This is a genomic window from Pseudomonas sp. KBN10P06128 (genome assembly GCF_037574945.1).
Lineage (GTDB): Bacteria > Pseudomonadota > Gammaproteobacteria > Pseudomonadales > Pseudomonadaceae > Pseudomonas > Pseudomonas aeruginosa.
The window spans coordinates 2,310,062-2,329,375 of record NZ_JBBELR010000001.1; the positions used below are offsets into that span (position 1 = coordinate 2,310,062).

Sequence of the window (19,314 nt, forward strand, 5' to 3'; positions counted from 1 at the left end):
GGCCGGCTCCGGCTTGTGGACGGAGGCGGGGAACACTGCTTGGACAGGCGAACGCCCGGCCAGTGCCCGGAAAACGGACGCGCGGGTGGCGCAGCGCGTTCGGGCACGGATGTGACGCGGCGGATCGGCCGCGAGACACCCGGCATGCGTATTCCGTCGCCAGTCTGCCCGAGCAAGGTTTCACCCGCCTTTCAGGGCGGAGATGGCGCCGCACCCGGCGGGACGGTAGGCTAGTGGCCCGTGTGGCTGACTCGACCAGTCGAACGCCGATCACCGAGTCAACCGTACAGGCCACCAGGCCTTCGGCGCCGGGGGAAGCCCGCCGGTGCCATGGATGACCGTTCACCGTACAAGGAAACCCCATGCGCAGCCTTCTTCTCTCCTCGCTGGCCCTGCTACCCGCCCTGGCCCTGGCGCAACCCGACGCCTCGAGCTTCCCTTCCTGCCTCGCCGGCCTGCAGAAGAAGGCCCAGGCGCAGGGCATTTCCGCCGACAGTTATGAGCGCTTCACCAGCGGCCTGCAAGCCGACCTCAGCGTGCTCGACCTGCTCGACGCGCAGCCGGAGTTCACCACCCCGCTGTGGGACTACCTGGCCGGCCTGGTGGACGAGCAGCGGGTCAGCGATGGCAAGGCGATGCTCGCCCAGCACGACAAGCTGCTCGACCAAGTGGCCGCGCGCTACGGCGTGGACAAGTACACGGTGGTGGCGGTGTGGGGCGTGGAAAGCGACTACGGGCGGATCTTCGGCAAGCGTCCGCTGCTGACCTCGCTGTCGACCCTGTCCTGCTACGGGCGCCGCCAGTCGTTCTTCCAGGGCGAGTTCCTCGCCACCCTGAAGCTGTTGCAGGCCGGCGACATCCGCGACGCCGGCATCACCGGCTCCTGGGCCGGGGCCTTCGGCCATACCCAGTTCATGCCATCGACCTACGCGCGGATCGCCGTGGACTTCGACGGCGACGGTCGCCGCGACCTGGTAGGCAGCGTGCCGGATGCCCTCGGTTCCACCGCCAACTACCTGAAGAAGGCTGGCTGGCGCACGGGACAGCCGTGGGGCTATGAAGTGAAGGTGCCAGCCGACTTCCCCGCCAGCCTGGCCGGGCGCGGCAAGCGCCAGCCGCTGTCGGCCTGGGTCGCCCGCGGGGTGAAGCGGGCCGACGGCCAGCCGCTGCCGGGCGGCGACGAGAAGGCCGCGATCCTCCTGCCGACCGGGGCCCAGGGCCCGGCCTTCCTGGTCTATCGCAACTACGATGCGATCTATTCCTACAACGCCGCGGAAAGCTACGCGCTGGCCATCGCCCTGCTTTCCGACCGCCTGCGCGGCGGCAGCGGCCTGGTGGCGTCCTGGCCGACCGACGACCCGGGCATCAGCCGGCTCGAGCGCAAGCAATTGCAGAAGGCGTTGCTGGCGCGCGGCTACGACATCGGCGAGGCCGACGGGCTGATCGGCACCAGCACGCGCAAGGCGATCCAGGCCGAGCAGAAGCGCCTCGGCCTGACCCCGGCCGACGGTCGCGCCGGGCGCAATATCCTCGAGGCGCTGAAGGGCGCCCAGCCCTGATCCCGTAGCGCCGCCCGGTCCGCGGGCGGCGCTACCAGCCCTTCACCCCGGTCATGTCCGGCAGGTGGTGGGCGATCCCCTTGTGGCAGTCGATGCAGGTGGCTTCGCCGCTGGCCAGGGCGGTGGAGTGCATCTGCCGCGCGCGCACGCTCTGCCGGGTGAAGTCCATGAACTCGAAGTTGTGGCAGTTGCGGCATTCCAGCGAATCGTTGGCCTTGAGCCGCGCCCATTCGTGCTCGGCCAGCTCGCGGCGGTGGTCGAGGAATTTCTCGCGGGTGTTGATGGTGCCGAAGATCTTGCCCCAGACCTCCTTGGAGGCCTGCATCTTGCGCGCGATCTTGTCGGTCCACTTGTGTGGCACGTGGCAGTCGGGACAGGTGGCGCGGACTCCGGAACGGTTGCTGTAGTGGATGGTGTCCTTGAGTTCGACGAACACGTTGTCGCGCATCTCGTGGCAGGAAATGCAGAAGGTCTCGGTGTTGGTCGCCTCCAGGGCGGTGTTGAAGCCGCCCCAGAAGACGATCCCGGCGATGAAGCCGCCGAGGGTGAGGAAGCCCAGGCTGAAATGCACGCTGGGACGACGCAGGACCCGCCAGTAACCGGCCAGCCAGGCGATGAGTGCTTTCATGCGGCCTCCCTCAGGGTTTGCGCGCCGCATTGGCGGCTTCTTTCTCGAGGATCTGGTCGATGTTCTCGAAGCGGTTGTCGACCAGCGGCTTTACGTCCTGTTGCGGCACATGGCACTGCACGCAGAAGTAGCGGCGCGGCGAGACGGCGGCCAGCGGCTGGCCGTCGCGGTCCATGTAGTGGGTGATGCTGATCATCACCGCCTGGGTTCGCGCGCTGTTGGCGCGGCTGTGGCAGGACAGGCACTTGTTGCTGTCCTTGTCGATGCGATAGCCGACGATGCTGTGGGGAATGGTCGGCGGCTGCTCGGGGTAGTTGCGCTCGCGTTTCAGGTCCTTGTTTTCCTCGGCCGCCAGCGGCGGCGCGGGGCGGCTTTCGGCCAGCGTGCCGCCGGGGCGGCGGCCGTCGGGGGCGGGCGCGTCCAGCGGGTAGCCGAGGTCGGCGGCGAAGGCCGCGGGGGCACCGAGCAGGACGAGGAGCAGGGCAGTCAGCAGAGGTTTCATGGCGCGCTCCTCAGGCCAGGTTGAGCAGTTCGATGCGAACGGCGCACTTCTTGTAGTCGGTCTGCTTGGAAATCGGGTCGGTGGCGTCCAGGGTGACCTTGTTGATCAGCTTGTTGGCGTCGAAGAACGGCACGAACACCAGCCCCTGGGGCGGCTTGTTGCGCCCGCGGGTCTCGACCCGCGCGCGGATCTCGCCGCGCCGGCTCACCACCTTGACCTCGCTGCCGCGGCGCAGCTTGAGCTGGCGCGCATCCTCCGGGTGCATGTAGACCAGTGCGTCGGGCACCGCCTTGTACAGCTCCGGGACCCGCGCGGTCATGCTCCCGGTGTGCCAGTGTTCGAGCACCCGGCCGGTGGCGAGCCAGAACGGGTAGTCCTGGTCCGGCGCCTCGGCCGGCGGCTCGTAGGGCAGGGCGAAGACGATCGCCTTCTTGTCCGGATAGCCGTAGAACTGCACGCCGCTGCCCTTGCTCACGTAGGGGTCGTAGCCCTCGCGGTAGCGCCAGCGGGTCTCCTTGCCGTCCACCACCGGCCAGCGCAGGCCGCGCGCCTCGTGGTAGGCGTCGAAGGGGGCGAGGTCGTGGCCGTGGCCGCGACCGAAGGCGGCGTATTCCTCGAACAGACCCTTCTGGATATAGAAGCCGAATGCGTCGACCTCGTCGTTGGCGTAGCCCTTGGCCAGGTCGCTGGCCGGGAAGCGGTCGACCTGGCCGTTGCGGAACAGCACGTCGTAGAGGGTCTTGCCCTTCAGCTCGGGGGCCTTCGCCAGCAGTTCCGCGGGCCAGACCTCGTCGGTGGTGAAGCGCTTGGAGAATTCCACCAGTTGCCAGAGGTCGGACTTCGCCTCGCCCGGTGCCTTCACCAACTGGTGCCAGAACTGCGTGCGGCGCTCGGCATTGCCGAAGGCGCCTTCCTTCTCCACCCACATGGCGCTGGGCAGGATCAGGTCGGCGGCCTGGGCCGAGACGGTGGGGTAGACGTCGGAGACGATCACGAAGTTGTCCGGGTTGCGCCAGCCGGGCAGCACTTCCTGCATCACGTTGGGACCGGCCTGCATGTTGTTGCTGACCTGGGTCCAGTAGACGTTGAGCACGCCGTCCTTGAGCATCCGGCTCTGCTGCACGGCGTGGAAGCCGACCTTCTCCTGGATGGTGCCGGCCGGCACCTTCCAGATCTTCTCCGCGGTTTCCCGGTGCTTCGGGTTGGTCACCACCAGGTCGGCGGGGAGCCGGTGGGAGAAGGTGCCGACCTCGCGCGCGGTGCCGCAGGCCGAGGGCTGGCCGGTGAGCGAGAAGGGGCTGTTGCCCGGTTCGCTGATCTTCCCGGTGAGCAGGTGGATGTTGTAGATCAGGTTGTTCGCCCAGACCCCGCGGGTGTGCTGGTTGAAGCCCATGGTCCAGAACGACACCACCTTGCGCTTGGGGTCGGCGTAGAGTTCGGCGAGGGCCTTCAGGCGCTCGGCCGGCACGCCGCTTTCGCGCGCGGTACGCTCCAGGGTATAGGGCTTGACGAACTCGGCGAAGGCCTTGAAGTCGATGTCGCTCCAGGTGTTGGCCTTGTCGGCGTTCTTCGCCTTCTTCTCCAGCGGGTCGTCCGGGCGCAGGCCGTAGCCGATGTCCTCGGCGCCATGGGCGAAGCGCACGTGGCGCTCGACGAAGTCGCGGTTCACCGCGCCGCTCTCGATGATGTGGTTGGCGATGTAGTTGAGGATGATCAGGTCGGTCTGCGGCTTGAACACCATGGGCAGGTCGGCCAGCTCGAAGCTGCGGTGCTCGAAGGTGGACAGCACCGCGACCTTGACCTGCGGCGCGCTGAGCCGGCGGTCGGTGACCCGCGACCAGAGCACCGGGTGCATCTCGGCCATGTTCGAGCCCCAGAGGACGAAGCTGTCGGTGGCCTCGATGTCGTCGTAGCAGCCCATCGGCTCGTCCATGCCGAAGCTGCGCATGAAGCCCATCACCGCCGAGGCCATGCAGTGGCGGGCGTTGGGGTCGATGTTGTTGCTGCGCAGGCCGGCCTTGAACAGCTTGTTCGCCGCATAGCCTTCCCAGACCGTCCACTGGCCGGAGCCGAACATGCCGACCGACTCCGGTCCCTTGGCCTTGAGCGCGACCTTGAACTTCTCGGCCATGATGTCGAAGGCCTGTTCCCAACTGATCGGCTGGAACTCGCCCTGCTTGTCGAACTTGCCGTCCTTCATGCGCAGCAGCGGGCGGGTCAGGCGGTCGCTGCCGTACATGATCTTCGACAGGAAGTAGCCCTTCACGCAGTTGATCCCGCGGTTGACCTCGGCCTTGATGTCGCCATGGGTGGCCACCACCTGGCCGTCGCGGGTGGCGACCATCACGCTGCAACCGGTGCCGCAGAAGCGGCAGGGGGCCTTGTTCCAGACCAGGCTGGTGACGTCCGCCTCGGTCACCAGGTTGCTGGCGCGGACCAGGATCGGCAGGCCGGCCGCCGCCGCGGCGATGGCGGCGGCGTTAGCCTTGGCGAATTCACGACGGGTGAGGTTCATCGATTGTCTCCTCGGGCGAGCACGGTATCGCGCGGTCGGTCATGGCCGCCGCGTCGTTGCTATCGTCGTCGTGCAGGATCTCGTGGTAGACCAGCACGGCGTTGAGCACTCCAGGCAGGTTCTGCAACTGGCCCAGGGTGTCGAGAATCTGTTCTTCGCGTTCGGCTTCCAGCACCAGGATCAGCTTGCCCTGCGGGCTTTCCTGGTAGATCTCCAGGCCGTCGAGCAGCGCCAGGTTGGCCTTCACCGCCGGCAGTCGCTCGGGTCGGCAATGCAGGATGAGGCTGGCGATCTGCAGGGCTTCAGGCATGTCGTGGAGACTCCTTGGTGGATAGCGCGCGCAGTTGGATGGCCTGGCTCGGACAGGGCGCCAGGCAGGCGCCGCAGCCGTTGCAGCGCTGGCTGTCCAGCTCGGCCAGGGCGACGCCGCCGGGGGCCGGGCGGAAGCGGATCGCGGCGGGTTCGCAGGCGTCCTGGCAACTGCGGCAGTGGATCCCGGCCAGGGCCAGGCAGGCTTCGCCGATCGTGGCGATCCAGGGGAAGGCCGGGCGCGCGCCATCGAACAGGCCGGCCTCGCAGCGGCTGGCGCATTCCCCGCACAGCGTGCAGCCGGCGTTGGAGAGGTCGAGTTCGACGAGCCGACCGGCGCCGAGCTTCAGCACGCCTTCCGGGCAGGCCTCGACGCAGGCGGCGCAGCCTGTGCAGCCTTCGGCGAAGTCGGCGGCGGTCCACGGCGGGCGCCGCGTCGGCGGGTGCCCGCCGAGGCGGCGGAACAGCTCTCGGCGACTGCTCATACCCGACCTCAGGCCGGCGGCCCGGGCGGGCCGGCCAGTAGCTGGTACATCCAGACGCAGAAACCGAAGCCGCCGACCAGGGCGACGGACAGCAGCGGGAACAGGCAGATCACGAGGAACAGGAAGAGCCTGGCTTCCATGCCCTTGACGCGTCCCTGGTCGGGTTGTTCGTTCATTGGCCCAGCCTCTATGCAGGCGACTGTAGAAAGCCTAGACCCTACTTGCAGTACGGGCAAAAACCTCGCCGAGCCGGCGCGCGGCAGCCTGGAAACAGAGCGTTCGCCGGCAAACGCGAGTCGTTCAGCTCGGGTTCAGCAAGCGTTCAGGGGCGGTTCAGTACCCTGTCCGTACTCTGCAAGCCGTGAACGACACGACTCTCGCAGAACGGAGAAACACCATGAAAGCACTCAAGACTCTTTTCATCGCCACCGCCCTGCTGGGTTCCGCCGCCGGCGTCCAGGCCGCCGACAACTTCGTCGGCCTGACCTGGGGCGAGACCAGCAACAACATCCAGAAATCCAAGTCGCTGAACCGCAACCTGAACAGCCCGAACCTCGACAAGGTGATCGACAACACCGGCACCTGGGGCATCCGCGCCGGCCAGCAGTTCGAGCAGGGCCGCTACTACGCGACCTACGAGAACATCTCCGACACCAGCAGCGGCAACAAGCTGCGCCAGCAGAACCTGCTCGGCAGCTACGACGCCTTCCTGCCGATCGGCGACAACAACACCAAGCTGTTCGGCGGTGCCACCCTCGGCCTGGTCAAGCTGGAACAGGACGGCAAGGGCTTCAAGCGCGACAGCGATGTCGGCTACGCTGCCGGGCTGCAGGCCGGTATCCTGCAGGAGCTGAGCAAGAATGCCTCGATCGAAGGCGGCTATCGTTACCTGCGCACCAACGCCAGCACCGAGATGACCCCGCATGGCGGCAACAAGCTGGGCTCCCTGGACCTGCACAGCAGCTCGCAATTCTACCTGGGCGCCAACTACAAGTTCTAAATGACCGCGCAGCGCCCGCGAGGGCATGCTTCGATGGCCGGGCCGGAAGGTCCGGCCGCATCTCATCCGGAGGAACCTCATGAAACTGCTGGTAGTGGAAGACGAGGCGCTGTTGCGCCACCACCTCTATACCCGCCTGGGTGAACAGGGGCACGTGGTGGACGCGGTACCGGATGCCGAGGAAGCCCTCTACCGGGTCAGCGAATACCACCACGACCTGGCGGTGATCGACCTTGGCCTGCCGGGCATGAGCGGCCTGGACCTGATCCGCGAGCTGCGTTCGCAGGGCAAGTCCTTCCCGATCCTGATCCTCACCGCCCGCGGCAACTGGCAGGACAAGGTCGAAGGCCTGGCCGCCGGGGCCGACGACTACGTGGTCAAGCCGTTCCAGTTCGAGGAACTGGAAGCGCGCCTGAACGCGTTGCTGCGACGCTCCTCGGGGTTCGTCCAGTCGACCATCGAGGCCGGCCCCCTGGTCCTCGACCTGAACCGCAAGCAGGCGCTGGTCGAGGAGCAACCGGTGGCGCTGACCGCCTACGAATACCGCATCCTCGAATACCTCATGCGGCATCACCAGCAGGTGGTGGCCAAGGAACGCCTGATGGAACAGCTCTATCCCGACGACGAGGAGCGCGACGCCAACGTCATCGAGGTGCTGGTCGGCCGCCTGCGGCGCAAGCTGGAGGCCTGCGGCGGCTTCAAGCCGATCGATACGGTGCGCGGCCAGGGCTACCTGTTCACCGAGCGCTGCCGGTGATCCGTTCCCTGCGCATCCGCCTGATGCTCGGCGCCGCCGCCCTGGCGGTGCTGTTCATGCTGGCGCTGCTGCCGGCCCTGCAGCGGGCCTTCGGCATCGCCCTGGAGAACACCATCGAGCAGCGCCTGGCCGCCGACGTGGCGACCCTGGTCTCGGCGGCGCGGGTGGAGAAGGGCCGCCTGGTGATGCCCGAGCACCTGCCGGTGGAGGAGTTCAACCTGCCGGAGGCCAAGGTCCTCGGCTATATCTTCGATCAGAATGGCGATCTGCTCTGGCGCTCCACCTCGGCGGCCGACGAGTCGATCAACTACACGCCGCGCTACGACGGCCGCGGCAATGAATTCCACACCACCCGCGACGCGAAGGGCGAGGAGTTCTTCGTGTTCGACGTCGAGATCGACCTGCTGCGCGGCAAGCAGGCGGCCTACAGCATCGTCACCATGCAATCGGTCAGCGAGTTCGAGAGCCTGCTCAAGGGGTTCCGCGAGCAGCTCTACCTGTGGCTCGGCGGCGCCCTGCTGGTCTTGCTCGGGCTGCTCTGGCTGGGTCTGACCTGGGGCTTCCGGGCGATGCGCGGGTTGAGTTCCGAGCTGGACCAGATCGAATCCGGCGAGCGCGAGAGCCTGAGCGAGGAGCATCCGCGCGAGCTGCTGCGCCTGACCCACTCGCTGAACCGCCTGTTGCGCAGCGAGCACAAGCAGCGCGAGCGCTACCGCCACTCCCTCGGCGACCTGGCGCACAGTCTGAAGACGCCGCTGGCGGTCTTGCAGGGGGTCGGCGACCAGCTCGCCGAGGAGCCCGGCAACCGCGAGCAGGTGCGGGTGCTACAGGGCCAGATCGAGCGCATGAGCCAGCAGATAGGCTATCAGTTGCAGCGCGCCAGCCTGCGCAAGAGCGGCCTGGTACGCCATCGCGAGCAACTGGCGCCGCTGGTGGAGACCCTGTGCGACGCGCTGGACAAGGTCTATCGCGACAAGCGGGTAAGCCTGCAGCGGGACTTCTCGCCGTCCTTCAGCGTGCCGGTGGAGCGCGGCGCGCTGCTGGAACTGCTCGGCAACCTGCTGGAGAACGCCTATCGCCTGTGCCTGGGCCGGGTCCGCGTGGGCGCCCGGCTGGGGCCGGGTTACTCGGAGCTGTGGGTCGAGGACGATGGTCCCGGAGTGCCTGCCGAACAGCGCGCACGAATCATCCGCCGCGGCGAGCGCGCCGATACCCAGCACCCGGGGCAGGGCATCGGCCTGGCCGTGGCGCTGGACATCATCGAGAGCTACGACGGCGAACTGAGCCTGGACGATTCCGAGCTGGGCGGCGCCTGCTTCCGCATACGTTTCGCTACAGTCTGAGACTTGGCGGCCGTTACCTACGTCTGAGGTGTTTCCGCGCTACGCTGAAGTCTGTTCGGCTGGCGCAGTTCCTTTGACGCAGGTACCGGGGATTCGAGCGGATGTTCAGTGGCAAAACCGACGACAGGGGCTTGTGGGCGGGCATCCAGGCCGGTGTGCTGTTCTTTCTCGCCGCCCTGGCCTGCATCTACCTGTCGCGCCAGCCTGCCACCATCGCGGCGATCTGGCTGCCCAACGCGATCCTCACCGCCGCCCTGCTGCGCGCGCCGCTGCGCCAGTGGCCGGCGATCCTGCTCTGCTCCGCCGTGGCCAACCTGGCGGCCAACCGCCTGTATGGCGACAGCCTGTGGATGAGCGCGGCGTTCCTGCCGGCCAACCTGAGCGAAGCGATCTTCGCCGCGATGCTGTTACGCATCAACCGGGTGCGCGAGGACTTCGAGTTCAACCTGCATTCGGCGGTTCGCGTGCTCTGGGCCGGCGCGCTGATCCCGCCCTTGCTCGGTGCCTCGGTGGGCGCGGTGCTGGTCAGCGTCTTCGGCATGGGGCGTTTCCCGGAAATGTGGGCGCGCTGGTACGTGGGCGATGCGATGGGCATGCTCGCGCTGCTGCCGTTGTGCATGGCCAGCAACCTGGCGGCCTGGCGTCACGCTCTGTCGGGGCGGGCGGGAGTGGACAACGCGATGCTCCTGCTGGTGACCCTGGTGATCAGCTTCGTGGCCCTGACGCGCCTGCCCTACGCCTTCATCTACGTGCTCCTGCCGCTGCTGGTGGCCGCCGCCAGCACCAGCGTGTTCGGCACCGCGCTGATCGGCTGCCTGAACACCTGTTTCATCGCCGTGCTGATCGCCCTCGGCGTGTTCGTCCCCGAGTCGTCCCAGCAGCGTTTCGGCGAGCCGCTGCTGTACCTGCCGATGGCCTTGACCCTCATTCCCGCCTTCCTGGTCTCGGTGATCATGGAGCGCAGCCGCCGCGAGCAGCATCAGGTGGCCATCGGCGAGGCGCAGTTCCGCGGCGCCATGGAATTCTCGGCGATCGGCATGGCCCTGGTGTCGCTGGAGGGGCGGCTGTTCAAGGTCAACGAGGCGCTGTGCCGGATGCTCGGCTATTCCGCCGAACGCTTGGGCGAGCTGTCGTTCCAGGAGATCACCTATGTGGACGACCTGGAACTGGACCTCGACCTGGTGCGCGACCTGCTCGCCGGGCGTATCAACTCCTACCAGATGGAGAAGCGCTACCTGCGCCAGGACGGCGAAACCTTCTGGGCGCGCATCAGCGTGTCGCTGGTGCGCGATGAGGAGGGAGTCGCCCAGTACTTCGTCACCCAGGTGGAGGATATCGACAGTCGCAAGCGTGCCGAGCTGGAGCGCGAGCGCCTCGCCGAACGGATCAAGCTGGCCACCGACGCCGGGCAGATCGGCATCTGGGAGTGGGACCTGGCGCGCAACCGCCTGCACTGGGATTTCCGCATGTTCGACCTGTACGGCATCCGCAGCGGTCCCGGGGAGACCACGGTGGAGCAGTGGAAGGCGAGCCTGCATGCCGAGGATCACGACCGCGTGCTGCGCGAGCTGGAGCGCGCCGTCAGCGGGTTGCAGAAATTCGACTGCGAGTTCCGTATCGTCCGCCCCAACCGCGAGGTTCGCCACCTGCGGGCGATCGCCACGCTGACGCGCGACGAGGACAACCGTCCGGTGCGGATGATCGGCATCAACAGCGACATCACCGAGATCCGCACCCTGGCGGAAACCCTGCACGAGGAAAAGGAACGCCTGCAGGTGACCCTGTATTCCATCGGCGATGCCGTGTTGACCACCGACGCCGGCGGCCGCGTGACCTTCATGAACCCGGTGGCCGAGGCGATGACCGGCTGGACCTTGCAGGACGCCATCGGCGCGCCCCACGAACTGGTCTTCAACGTGCTCGACAGCGACACCGGCGAGGCCCTGGAAAGCCCGGTGCGACGCTGCCTGCAGAACACCCGGGTGTTCTACCTGGAGGACGGCGCCACGCTGATCAGCCGCAAGGGCGAGCAGCACGATATCCAGAATTGCGCGGCGCCGGTGCGCACCCGCGATGGCGAGATCATCGGCACCGTGCTGGTGTTCCAGAACGTCACCAAGGCCCGGGCGATGCAGCGCGAGCTGAGCTATCACGCCTCCCACGATGCCCTCACCGGGCTGTTCAACCGCACCAAGTTCGAGGAGGAGCTGCAACGCGCCCTGGCCAACGCCCAGGAGCGGGCGACCCAGCATGCGCTGTGCTTCATCGACCTCGACCGCTTCAAGGTGGTCAACGATTCCGCCGGGCACGCGGCGGGCGACATGCTGCTGCGCGAGCTGAGCCGGATTCTCGCCGACCGCACCCGCGCCTCCGACACCCTGGCGCGGCTGGGCGGCGACGAGTTCGGCCTGCTGCTGTTCGATTGCGACCTGGCGGAGGCGGAGCAGGTGGCGAGCAAGCTCATCGAGCAGATCTGCTCGGTGCGCTTCCCCTGGGAAGGGCGGCTCTACGACGTGGGCGCGAGCATCGGCATCACCGCCCTTACCGCCACCTCGCGCAGCACCAGCGAACTGATGAGCCAGGCCGACGTGGCCTGCTACGCGGCCAAGCATGCCGGGCGCAACCGGGTCTCGGTGTACCAGTTCGGCCATGAGGAAGTGGAGCGCCAGCACCGCGACATACTCCTCGCCAGCGGGCTGCGCGAGGCCCTGGAGAACGACCGCTTCCAGTTGCAGGCGCAGGAGATCGTCCCGGTCGGCCCCCGCCGCGACGGCGACCGGCACTACGAGCTGCTGCTGCGACTGTACGATCCGGATGGCCAGATGACTCCGCCGGGCGCCTTCATCCCGGCCGCCGAGCGCTTCAACCTGATGGCCAGCATCGACCGCTGGGTGATCAACGAGGCGCTGATCAACTTCGGCGCGCGGATCGCCGCGGTGGAGGGCCTGAGCATCGGCATCAACCTGTCCGGCAACTCGCTCAACGACCCGCTGTTCCTGCCTTACCTGCTGGATCGCATCGAACACTCGCCGCTGAGGCCGGAGCGCCTGTACTTCGAGCTGACCGAGACGGCGTTGATGAACCAGTTGTCGGTGGCTTCGCGGATCGTCGCCAAGCTGCGCGACCTCGGCTGCAAGGTGGCGCTGGACGACTTCGGCTCCGGCCTGAGTTCCTTCAATTACCTGAAGAATTTCGTCGTCGACGTGATCAAGATCGACGGCAGCTTCGTCCGCAACCTGGACAAGAGCCCGGTGGACCAGGCCATCGTCGACTCCATCAACCAGATCGCCCACCGCCTGGGCGCGGTGACCGTGGCCGAGTTCGTCGAGAGCCGGGAAATCCTCGATCACCTGGCGCGCCTCGGGGTGGATTTCGCCCAGGGCTACGCGGTCGGGCGGCCACAGCCGTTCGCCACGGTGCTCGACCAACTGCGCAGCGGGCTTCGTCGCCAGGAGCTGGGCTGAGCTTCAGGCTTCCGCCTGGTGCCGGTACGCGCCGGGGGTGAGGCCGGTCCACTTCTTGAACGCGCGATGGAAGGCCGAGGGCTCGGAAAAGCCGAGCTGCTCGGCGATGTCCTGGATCGACAGCTCGTCCCGACCCAGGTGGTAGATCGCCAGGTCGCGGCGCAGGTGGTCCTTGAGTTGCTGGAAGCTGCCGCCTTCCTCGCGCAGGTGGCGTCGCAGGGTCTGCGAACTCATGTGCAGTTGGCGGGCGACCTGGTCGAGGTCCGGCCAGCGCCGGCAGTCGCGGCCGAGCAGGCGGCGGATCTGGCTGGTCAGGCTGTCGCCGCCGTCCGGGCGCGCCAGCAGGTCGGCGGGAGAGTGCTGGAGGAACTGCTTGAGGGTGCGTTCGTCCTGCAGCAGCGGCATGCCCAGGTAGCGGGCGGCGAACAGCAGGCTGGTGCAGCCGGCGGAAAACCGCCGGGGGCAGGGAAACAGCAGGTCGTACTCGGCCTGGTGGTCCGGCGCCGGGTAGCTGAAGGTGGCTTCCTCCAGGCGGATGCGCTGGCCGATCAGCCAACTGGCGAGGCGGTGCCAGATCACCAGCAGGCTTTCGGCGAGAAAGTGATCCGGGTCCGACAGGTGGCGTTCCTCGAGGCTCAGGCGCACCAGGTCGCCTTCGCGCCGCAGGTGGATCAGCGGCGCCTGGGGGAACAGGCCGTAGAACAGTTCGCCGCGCTGCAGGGCCTTTTCCAGGGTCCGGCAATGAATCAGGGTGTGGCACATCATGGCGAAGGTGCCGCGCTTGCTGCGGACTTCGCCGAAGCCCATGTATTCGTCGTCCAGCACTTCCCAGAGCAACTGCATCAGGCGGGTGAACTGCTCCGGCGCGATGCGTGCCCGCGGTTCGTCCAGCAGGGCCGGCTGGATGCCGGCGCGACGCAGCAGGGTGGGGCCGTCCAGGCCTTGGCGCGTGGCCCCGCGCAACGCGGCGCGGACGAAATGGCTGGCGATGGTGCGCTCACGCATGGCGGCGTCCTTGTTGTTGGAACGGCGATGGTAGGGCGCCACCCGGAAGACGACAAGGGTGGTGGCGGACTCCCGCCATGCTCGCGCGGCACAGCCGGCCCGCCGGGCGGTAATCCGCCACGCTTAGCCCGCTATGCAATTTTCATTTATTATTTAACTTATTGATATGTAAGGATTTTATTTAGAGAAAGAGCATCCTGGCACAGCCTCTGCAATGCCTGGGCAAGGTTCCGCTGCGGCGGTTCACGACAAAAAATCTCCCCAGCAAGGGGGGTAACGCTACCGGTGAGCGCGTTCCAGGGAACTGGCGAAGCGCCCCCGTGAGGACTCTGCCCATGACCAAACAACCCTTCTACAAGAGCCTGTACGTGCAGGTTCTGGTCGCCATCGCCATCGGTATCGCGCTCGGCCACTGGTACCCGGAAACGGCAGTGGCGATGAAGCCGTTCGGCGACGGCTTCGTCAAGCTGATCAAGATGGCCATCGCGCCGATCATCTTCTGTACCGTGGTCACCGGCATCGCCGGCATGCAGAGCATGAAGTCGGTCGGCAAGACCGGCGGCATGGCGCTGCTGTACTTCGAGGTCGTCTCCACCGTGGCCCTGATCATCGGCCTGGTAGTGGTCAACGTGGTCCAGCCGGGCGCCGGCATGCACGTCGACCCGAACACCCTCGACACCAGCAAGATCGCTGCCTACGCCGCTGCCGGCGAGAAGCAGAGCACCGTCGACTTCCTGATGAACGTGATCCCCGGCACCGTGGTCGGCGCGTTCGCCAACGGCGACATCCTCCAGGTCCTGTTCTTCTCCGTGCTCTTCGGCTACGCCCTGCATCGCCTGGGCAGCTACGGCAAGCCGGTGTTCGAGTTCATCGAGCGCGTCTCCCACGTGATGTTCAACATCATCAACGTGATCATGAAGGTCGCCCCGATCGGCGCGTTCGGCGCCATGGCCTTCACCATCGGCGCCTACGGCGTGGGTTCGCTGGTGCAGCTCGGCCAGCTGATGCTGTGCTTCTACATCACCTGCATCCTGTTCGTGCTCATCGTCCTCGGCGGCATCGCCCGCGCCCACGGCTTCAGTATCCTGCGCTTCATCAGGTACATCCGCGAGGAACTGCTGATCGTGCTGGGCACCTCGTCTTCCGAGTCGGCTCTGCCGCGGATGATCGACAAGATGGAGAAGCTCGGCTGCAACAAGTCGGTGGTCGGCCTGGTGATTCCCACCGGTTACTCCTTCAACCTCGACGGCACCTCGATCTACCTGACCATGGCCGCGGTGTTCATCGCCCAGGCCACCGATACGCCGATGGACATCACCCACCAGATCACCCTGCTGCTGGTGCTGCTGATCGCTTCCAAGGGCGCCGCCGGCGTCACCGGCAGCGGCTTCATCGTGCTCGCCGCGACCCTTTCCGCCGTCGGCCACCTGCCGGTCGCCGGCCTGGCGCTGATCCTCGGCATCGACCGCTTCATGTCCGAAGCCCGCGCGCTGACCAACCTGGTCGGCAACGGCGTGGCCACGGTAGTGGTTTCCAAGTGGTGCAAGCAGCTCGACGAGGGCACCTTGCAGCGCGAACTGGCCGGCGAGGGCAACGCTTCGTCGCCTGCCAGCGATATTCCGGTGGGCGGCCGCGAAGCGGTCTAAGCTCAAACCTGTTCGGCAGGGGGAAGTGAAGAGCTCCCTGCCGCCCTTCGAACCCGCCCTCGTGGCGGGTTTTTTTATGCCTCGGCGGCGGCCTGCTCGCGCAGCCAGGCGAGGAACAGCGAGAGGGGCGCTCGTTGCGCCGCTCCTGGCAGGCTCACCGCGTAATAGGCGAAGCGGCTCGGCCAGGGCCGCTCGAGGGCGACCGCCAAGCGGCCGCTGGCGATCTCGGCGCGGGCATGGATCTCCCGTACCAGCGCGATACCCTGGCCGGTCTCGGCGGCGCGAACCAGCAGCAGGTCGTCGGCGAAAGCCGGACCTCTCTCGCTGCGCGGGTCGTCCTCCACCCCCATCGCCCGCAGCCACAGGCGCCAGTCATTGCGCTCCGACTCCTGCAACAGCGGGTAGGCCAGGCAATCGATCGCTTCGCGGATCTCAGGGCCTTCCGCCAGCAGGCGCGGGCTGGCCACCGGGATCAGCGGCGGGGCCATCAGCGCCTGCACGTCGAGTCCGGGGTAGTCGCCGAGCCCGTGGCGGATGGCGACGTCGATTCGTTCCCGGCGCAGGTCGGCGAGCAGTGCCGTAGCCTCCACGCGGACTTCCACCTGCGGGTGCGACGCGCTGAATTGACCGAGGCGCGGCACCAGCCAGGTGGCGGCGAAGGAGGGCTCGGTGCTGACCGTGAGGGTCTGGCGGGCATTGATCGCCTCCAGCTGGGCAAGGCTCGCGGTGATCTGCTCGAAGGCCTGGCGGAGGCCGGGATAGACCTGCTCGCCCTCCGGCGTCAGGCGCATGCCATGGCTGAAGCGCTGGAACAGGACGACGCCGGTGCGCGCCTGCAGAGCCCTGAGCTGCTGGCTTACCGCGCCGGGAGTGACGCCCATGGCCGCGGCCGCGCGGGTGAGATTGCCATGGCGGGCGGTTTCGACGAAAGCGCGTAGCGCGAGGAGCGGGAGGACGGCACCCATGAATTCAGTTTTTCTATAAACAGGTTGTAGAAAGGATCGTTTTTCATCCGCCGACCCGGGCTTCAGCATGTGTGGCGAAACGAGAGACTTTAGCCTAGCTGCTTTCTTCGGTGTGCGGGAAGCGGCCGAGGCGGTTTCCCCGGTCGGCGCCGCCCCCATCGCCCAGGCGCCGGATAGTCCAGCGCTGCAAGGATACTTGCCATGCCTTCCCTCCAGCTCTACAGCGACAGTTCACCCAACGGATTCAAGATCACCATCGCCCTCGAGGAACTGGGGCTGCCCTACGCACTGCACCACGTTCGCATCGACCATGGCGAGCAACGCCGCCCGGAATTCCTGCACCTGAATCCACATGGCCGGATACCGGTGCTGGTAGACCGGGCCGCCGGCATCACCCTGTTCGAGTCGGCGGCGATCCTGCAGTACCTGGCGGAGACCAGCGGGCGGTTGCTTCCCGACGCCCCCCGGGAACGCTGGGAGGCCCTGACCTGGCTGACTTTCCATGCTTCCAGCATGGGGCCCATCCTCGGCCAGCGCGTGCATTTCGAGATCTTCGCCGAAGAGCGGTACCCGCCGGCCATCGAACGCTATCGGCGGCTCTCCGAGGAGGTTTTCGCCACCCTCGACCAGCGCCTGGCCGGACGGCCCTGGCTGGCCGGTGAGCAATACTCCATCGCCGATATCGCCACCTTCGGCTGGACCCATACGGCGCGGATCGTCGACTTCGACTTCAGCCATTATCGCCACCTGGACGACTGGCACCGGCGCATGGCCCTGCGGCCTGCGGTGCAGCGCGGGATCGTCCTGCCGGAACCGGCGGTGGGTCCATGAGCGCCCTGCTGCAAGGCGCCTCGGCGCCGGCCTTCGTCGGGCACCCTGGCTATCGGCGCATGTTCGCCGCAGACGCGCTGACCCTGGGCCTGTTCCTGCCGTTGCGTTTCTACCAGGGCGATATGCGGGTGCTGCTGGGCCAGGCGCGGCTGGTCGAAGACATCGATCGACTGGGATTCGCCGCCGTCTGGGTACGCGACGTACCGTTGTTCGACCCACGCTTCGGCGATGCCGGACAAGTGTTCGATCCGTTCACCTACCTTGGCTATCTGGCCGCGCGGACCCGCCGTATCGCCCTGGCCACCGGCAGCGCGGTGCTTTCCCTGCGCCAACCGGTCGACCTGGCCAAGGCCGCGGCGAGCGTCGACCGGTTGTCCGGCGGACGCCTGGTGCTGGGCCTCGCCTCCGGCGACCGGCCGGTGGAGTTCCCCGCCTACGGGTTGGAGCATGCGCAGCGCGGCGAGCGGTTCGCCCAGGGCCTGGACTACCTGCGCCAACTGCTGCACGGCTGCCGGCACGTCGCCTCGCCGCTCGGTACGCTGGACGACGCCGAACTGTTGCCGCGTCCGCCGGCCGGCGCCATCCCGCTGGTCGTCACCGGCTCCGCGCGGCAGCCGGCGGACTGGCTGGCACGCCAGGCGGATGGCTGGCTGACCTATCCGGAGTCGACTGTCGATGCGTCCGGGCCACGTCGCCTGGCCGGGAAGATCCGCGCCTGGAGGATGTCCATCGCGGACGGCGGGTTCCGCCCGCACATGACCAACGAATGGCTGGACCTGGTGGACGACCCGGCGTATCCGCGTACGCCGTTGCACGGCGGCTACGTCCTGCGCACCGGGCGCAACGGCCTGATCGAGCTGCTCGGCGAATGGCGTGCGGCGGGCGTCAACCATGCCGCCCTGGGCATCCAGTTCTCCGCCAGGCCGGCAGCGGAAGTCATCCAGGAACTGGCCGAGGAGGTGCTGCCGCTGTTCCCGTCCCACCCGGGCGTGCAGCCGGCGAGCATGGACTGGTAGCTGACCGATTCGGTCAACCGAGCCTGAGCGCTCGCGTCATTGAGGGCGCCGGCCGGCGCCGCCTACCCTGCGGAACCACTGACCGCAGGGAGTCCCCGTACATGCAACGGCAGATCTTCGAGACCGAACACAACCTGTTCCGCGATGCCTTCCGCGCCTTTCTCGACAAAGAGGTGGTGCCGCACCAGGACGCCTGGGAAGAGGCCGGGGTGGTCGACCGCGCTGTCTGGAGGAAGGCGGGGGAGATGGGCTTCCTGCTGCCCTGGGCGGACGAGGAGTACGGTGGCGCCGGGCTCAAGGACTTCCGCTACGAGCAGATCATGTGCGAGGAGCTGGCGCGGATCAACGAGCCGGGCTTCATGATCCCGCTGCACTCGGCGTTGTGCGGGCCGTACATCGCCGAATACGGTAGCGCCGAGCAGAAGGCCCGCCTGTTGCCGGGGATCGTCCGTGGCGAGACCATCCTCGCCGTGGCCATGACCGAGCCGTCCGCCGGCTCCGACCTGGCCGGCATGCGCAGCACCGCGGTGGACAAGGGCGACCACTGGCTGCTCAACGGCTCCAAGGTGTTCATCTCCAACGGCCTGCTGGCCGACCTGGTGATCGTCGCGGCGAAGACCGATCCGGCGAACAAGCACGCCATGGGCCTGTTCCTGGTGGAGCGCGGCATGCAAGGCTTCGAGCGCGGGCGCAACCTGAAGAAGCTCGGCATGAAGAGCCAGGACACCGCCGAGCTGTTCTTCAACAATGTGCGGGTGCCGAAGGAAAACCTGCTGGGCGACGCCAAGGGCGGCTTCTTCTACCTGATGAACATGCTCGCCCAGGAGCGCCTGACCAACGCCTGCGGCGCGGTGGCCGGGGCCGAGGCGGCGTTGCAGGCGACCATAGACTACGTGAAGGAGCGCCAGGCCTTCGGCCGGCCGGTGGCGCACTTCCAGAACACCCGCTTCAAGCTCGCCGAAATGCGTACCCAGATCGACGTGGCGCAGGTCTTCACCGACCGCTGCGTGATGGACCACAACCAGAAGAAGCTGTCCCCCGAGGTCGCCGCCGAAGCCAAGCTGTTCACCACCGAGCTGCTGGGCAAGGTGGTCGACGAAGGCGTGCAACTGCATGGCGGCTGGGGCTACATGTGGGAGTATCCGATCTGCAGGATGTACGCCAACGCCCGCATCCAGCGGATCTTCGCCGGTACCTCGGAGATCATGAAAGAGATCATCAGCCGCGGCATGAAGCTCTGACGCCACGGCCATGTCGCGCCGCGCAGCGGGTGGATAGGCTGCTCGGCA

17 protein-coding genes are annotated in these 19,314 nt (G+C 67.2%); 9 read left to right on the plus strand and 8 right to left on the minus strand.

The window, feature by feature from the left end:
* The first annotated feature begins 362 nt into the window (after window positions 1–362).
* Window positions 363–1,559: a lytic murein transglycosylase gene (locus tag VQ065_RS11025; protein WP_003086565.1), complete on the plus strand. Its 1,197-nt coding sequence runs from the start codon at window positions 363–365 to the stop codon at window positions 1,557–1,559.
* A gap of 31 nt (window positions 1,560–1,590) precedes the next feature.
* Here the strand turns inward: VQ065_RS11025 and VQ065_RS11030 are convergent, their stop codons facing one another.
* The 6 genes from VQ065_RS11030 to napE are packed head-to-tail and all read right to left on the minus strand — an operon-like array spanning window position 1,591 to window position 6,174.
* Window positions 1,591–2,187 carry a cytochrome c3 family protein gene (locus VQ065_RS11030; RefSeq protein ID WP_003082412.1) on the minus strand — a complete coding sequence of 199 codons (597 nt, stop codon included), beginning with the start codon at window positions 2,185–2,187 and terminating at the stop codon, window positions 1,591–1,593.
* Window positions 2,188–2,197: 10 nt separating this feature from the next.
* Window positions 2,198–2,689 carry a nitrate reductase cytochrome c-type subunit gene (locus VQ065_RS11035; RefSeq protein WP_003082414.1) on the minus strand — a complete coding sequence of 164 codons (492 nt, stop codon included), beginning with the start codon at window positions 2,687–2,689 and terminating at the stop codon, window positions 2,198–2,200.
* Between the two features lie 10 nt (window positions 2,690–2,699).
* Window positions 2,700–5,204: a nitrate reductase catalytic subunit NapA gene (napA, locus tag VQ065_RS11040; protein ID WP_003086569.1), complete on the minus strand. Its 2,505-nt coding sequence runs from the start codon at window positions 5,202–5,204 to the stop codon at window positions 2,700–2,702.
* The gene (locus VQ065_RS11045; protein ID WP_003082422.1) at window positions 5,185–5,514 is read right to left on the minus strand and encodes a chaperone NapD; all 330 of its coding nucleotides are present in this window, start codon (window positions 5,512–5,514) and stop codon (window positions 5,185–5,187) included. The genes napA and VQ065_RS11045 overlap by 20 nt, the downstream gene beginning before the upstream one ends.
* Window positions 5,507–5,998 carry a ferredoxin-type protein NapF gene (gene napF, locus VQ065_RS11050; RefSeq protein ID WP_003086571.1) on the minus strand — a complete coding sequence of 164 codons (492 nt, stop codon included), beginning with the start codon at window positions 5,996–5,998 and terminating at the stop codon, window positions 5,507–5,509. The genes VQ065_RS11045 and napF overlap by 8 nt, the downstream gene beginning before the upstream one ends.
* An 8-nt stretch (window positions 5,999–6,006) precedes the next feature.
* Window positions 6,007–6,174: a periplasmic nitrate reductase, NapE protein gene (napE, locus tag VQ065_RS11055; RefSeq protein ID WP_003082429.1), complete on the minus strand. Its 168-nt coding sequence runs from the start codon at window positions 6,172–6,174 to the stop codon at window positions 6,007–6,009.
* A gap of 221 nt (window positions 6,175–6,395) precedes the next feature.
* Here napE and VQ065_RS11060 point away from each other — a divergent pair, with 221 nt between their 5' ends.
* The 4 genes from VQ065_RS11060 to VQ065_RS11075 all read left to right on the plus strand — a co-directional run bounded on the left by VQ065_RS11060 (window position 6,396) and on the right by VQ065_RS11075 (window position 12,562).
* The gene (locus tag VQ065_RS11060; RefSeq protein WP_003082431.1) at window positions 6,396–6,998 is read left to right on the plus strand and encodes an outer membrane protein; all 603 of its coding nucleotides are present in this window, start codon (window positions 6,396–6,398) and stop codon (window positions 6,996–6,998) included.
* A gap of 79 nt (window positions 6,999–7,077) precedes the next feature.
* Window positions 7,078–7,755 (plus strand): two-component system response regulator PhoP, encoded by a 678-nt coding sequence (phoP, locus tag VQ065_RS11065; RefSeq protein ID WP_003082436.1) that lies wholly within the window; start codon window positions 7,078–7,080, stop codon window positions 7,753–7,755.
* Entirely contained in the window at window positions 7,752–9,098 is a 1,347-nt protein-coding gene (phoQ, locus tag VQ065_RS11070; protein WP_003086574.1) for a two-component system sensor histidine kinase PhoQ, read from the plus strand. The genes phoP and phoQ overlap by 4 nt, the downstream gene beginning before the upstream one ends.
* A gap of 101 nt (window positions 9,099–9,199) precedes the next feature.
* Entirely contained in the window at window positions 9,200–12,562 is a 3,363-nt protein-coding gene (locus VQ065_RS11075) for a diguanylate cyclase (RefSeq protein WP_003086577.1), read from the plus strand.
* A gap of 3 nt (window positions 12,563–12,565) precedes the next feature.
* Here VQ065_RS11075 and VQ065_RS11080 read toward each other — a convergent pair whose 3' ends face one another.
* A complete protein-coding gene (locus VQ065_RS11080) occupies window positions 12,566–13,567 on the minus strand; it encodes an AraC family transcriptional regulator (RefSeq protein WP_023098705.1) in 1,002 nt (333 codons plus the stop codon).
* Between the two features lie 335 nt (window positions 13,568–13,902).
* Between VQ065_RS11080 and dctA the strand changes: the two genes are divergently transcribed.
* A complete protein-coding gene (gene dctA, locus VQ065_RS11085; protein ID WP_003082442.1) occupies window positions 13,903–15,213 on the plus strand; it encodes a C4-dicarboxylate transporter DctC in 1,311 nt (436 codons plus the stop codon).
* A gap of 74 nt (window positions 15,214–15,287) precedes the next feature.
* Here dctA and VQ065_RS11090 read toward each other — a convergent pair whose 3' ends face one another.
* On the minus strand, window positions 15,288–16,178 hold the full coding sequence (locus VQ065_RS11090; protein WP_023098704.1) for a LysR substrate-binding domain-containing protein: 891 nt from the start codon (window positions 16,176–16,178) through the stop codon (window positions 15,288–15,290).
* 201 nt (window positions 16,179–16,379) lie between these two features.
* Here VQ065_RS11090 and VQ065_RS11095 point away from each other — a divergent pair, with 201 nt between their 5' ends.
* The 3 genes from VQ065_RS11095 (at window position 16,380) to VQ065_RS11105 (ending at window position 19,266) form a co-directional block, all read left to right on the plus strand.
* Window positions 16,380–17,009: a glutathione S-transferase family protein gene (locus VQ065_RS11095; RefSeq protein WP_003086592.1), complete on the plus strand. Its 630-nt coding sequence runs from the start codon at window positions 16,380–16,382 to the stop codon at window positions 17,007–17,009.
* A complete protein-coding gene (locus VQ065_RS11100; protein WP_003086595.1) occupies window positions 17,006–18,025 on the plus strand; it encodes an LLM class oxidoreductase in 1,020 nt (339 codons plus the stop codon). The genes VQ065_RS11095 and VQ065_RS11100 overlap by 4 nt, the downstream gene beginning before the upstream one ends.
* A 101-nt stretch (window positions 18,026–18,126) precedes the next feature.
* Window positions 18,127–19,266, plus strand: a complete 1,140-nt coding sequence (locus tag VQ065_RS11105; protein ID WP_003082447.1) for an acyl-CoA dehydrogenase family protein — start codon at window positions 18,127–18,129, stop codon at window positions 19,264–19,266.
* The last annotated feature ends 48 nt before the right edge of the window (window positions 19,267–19,314 follow it).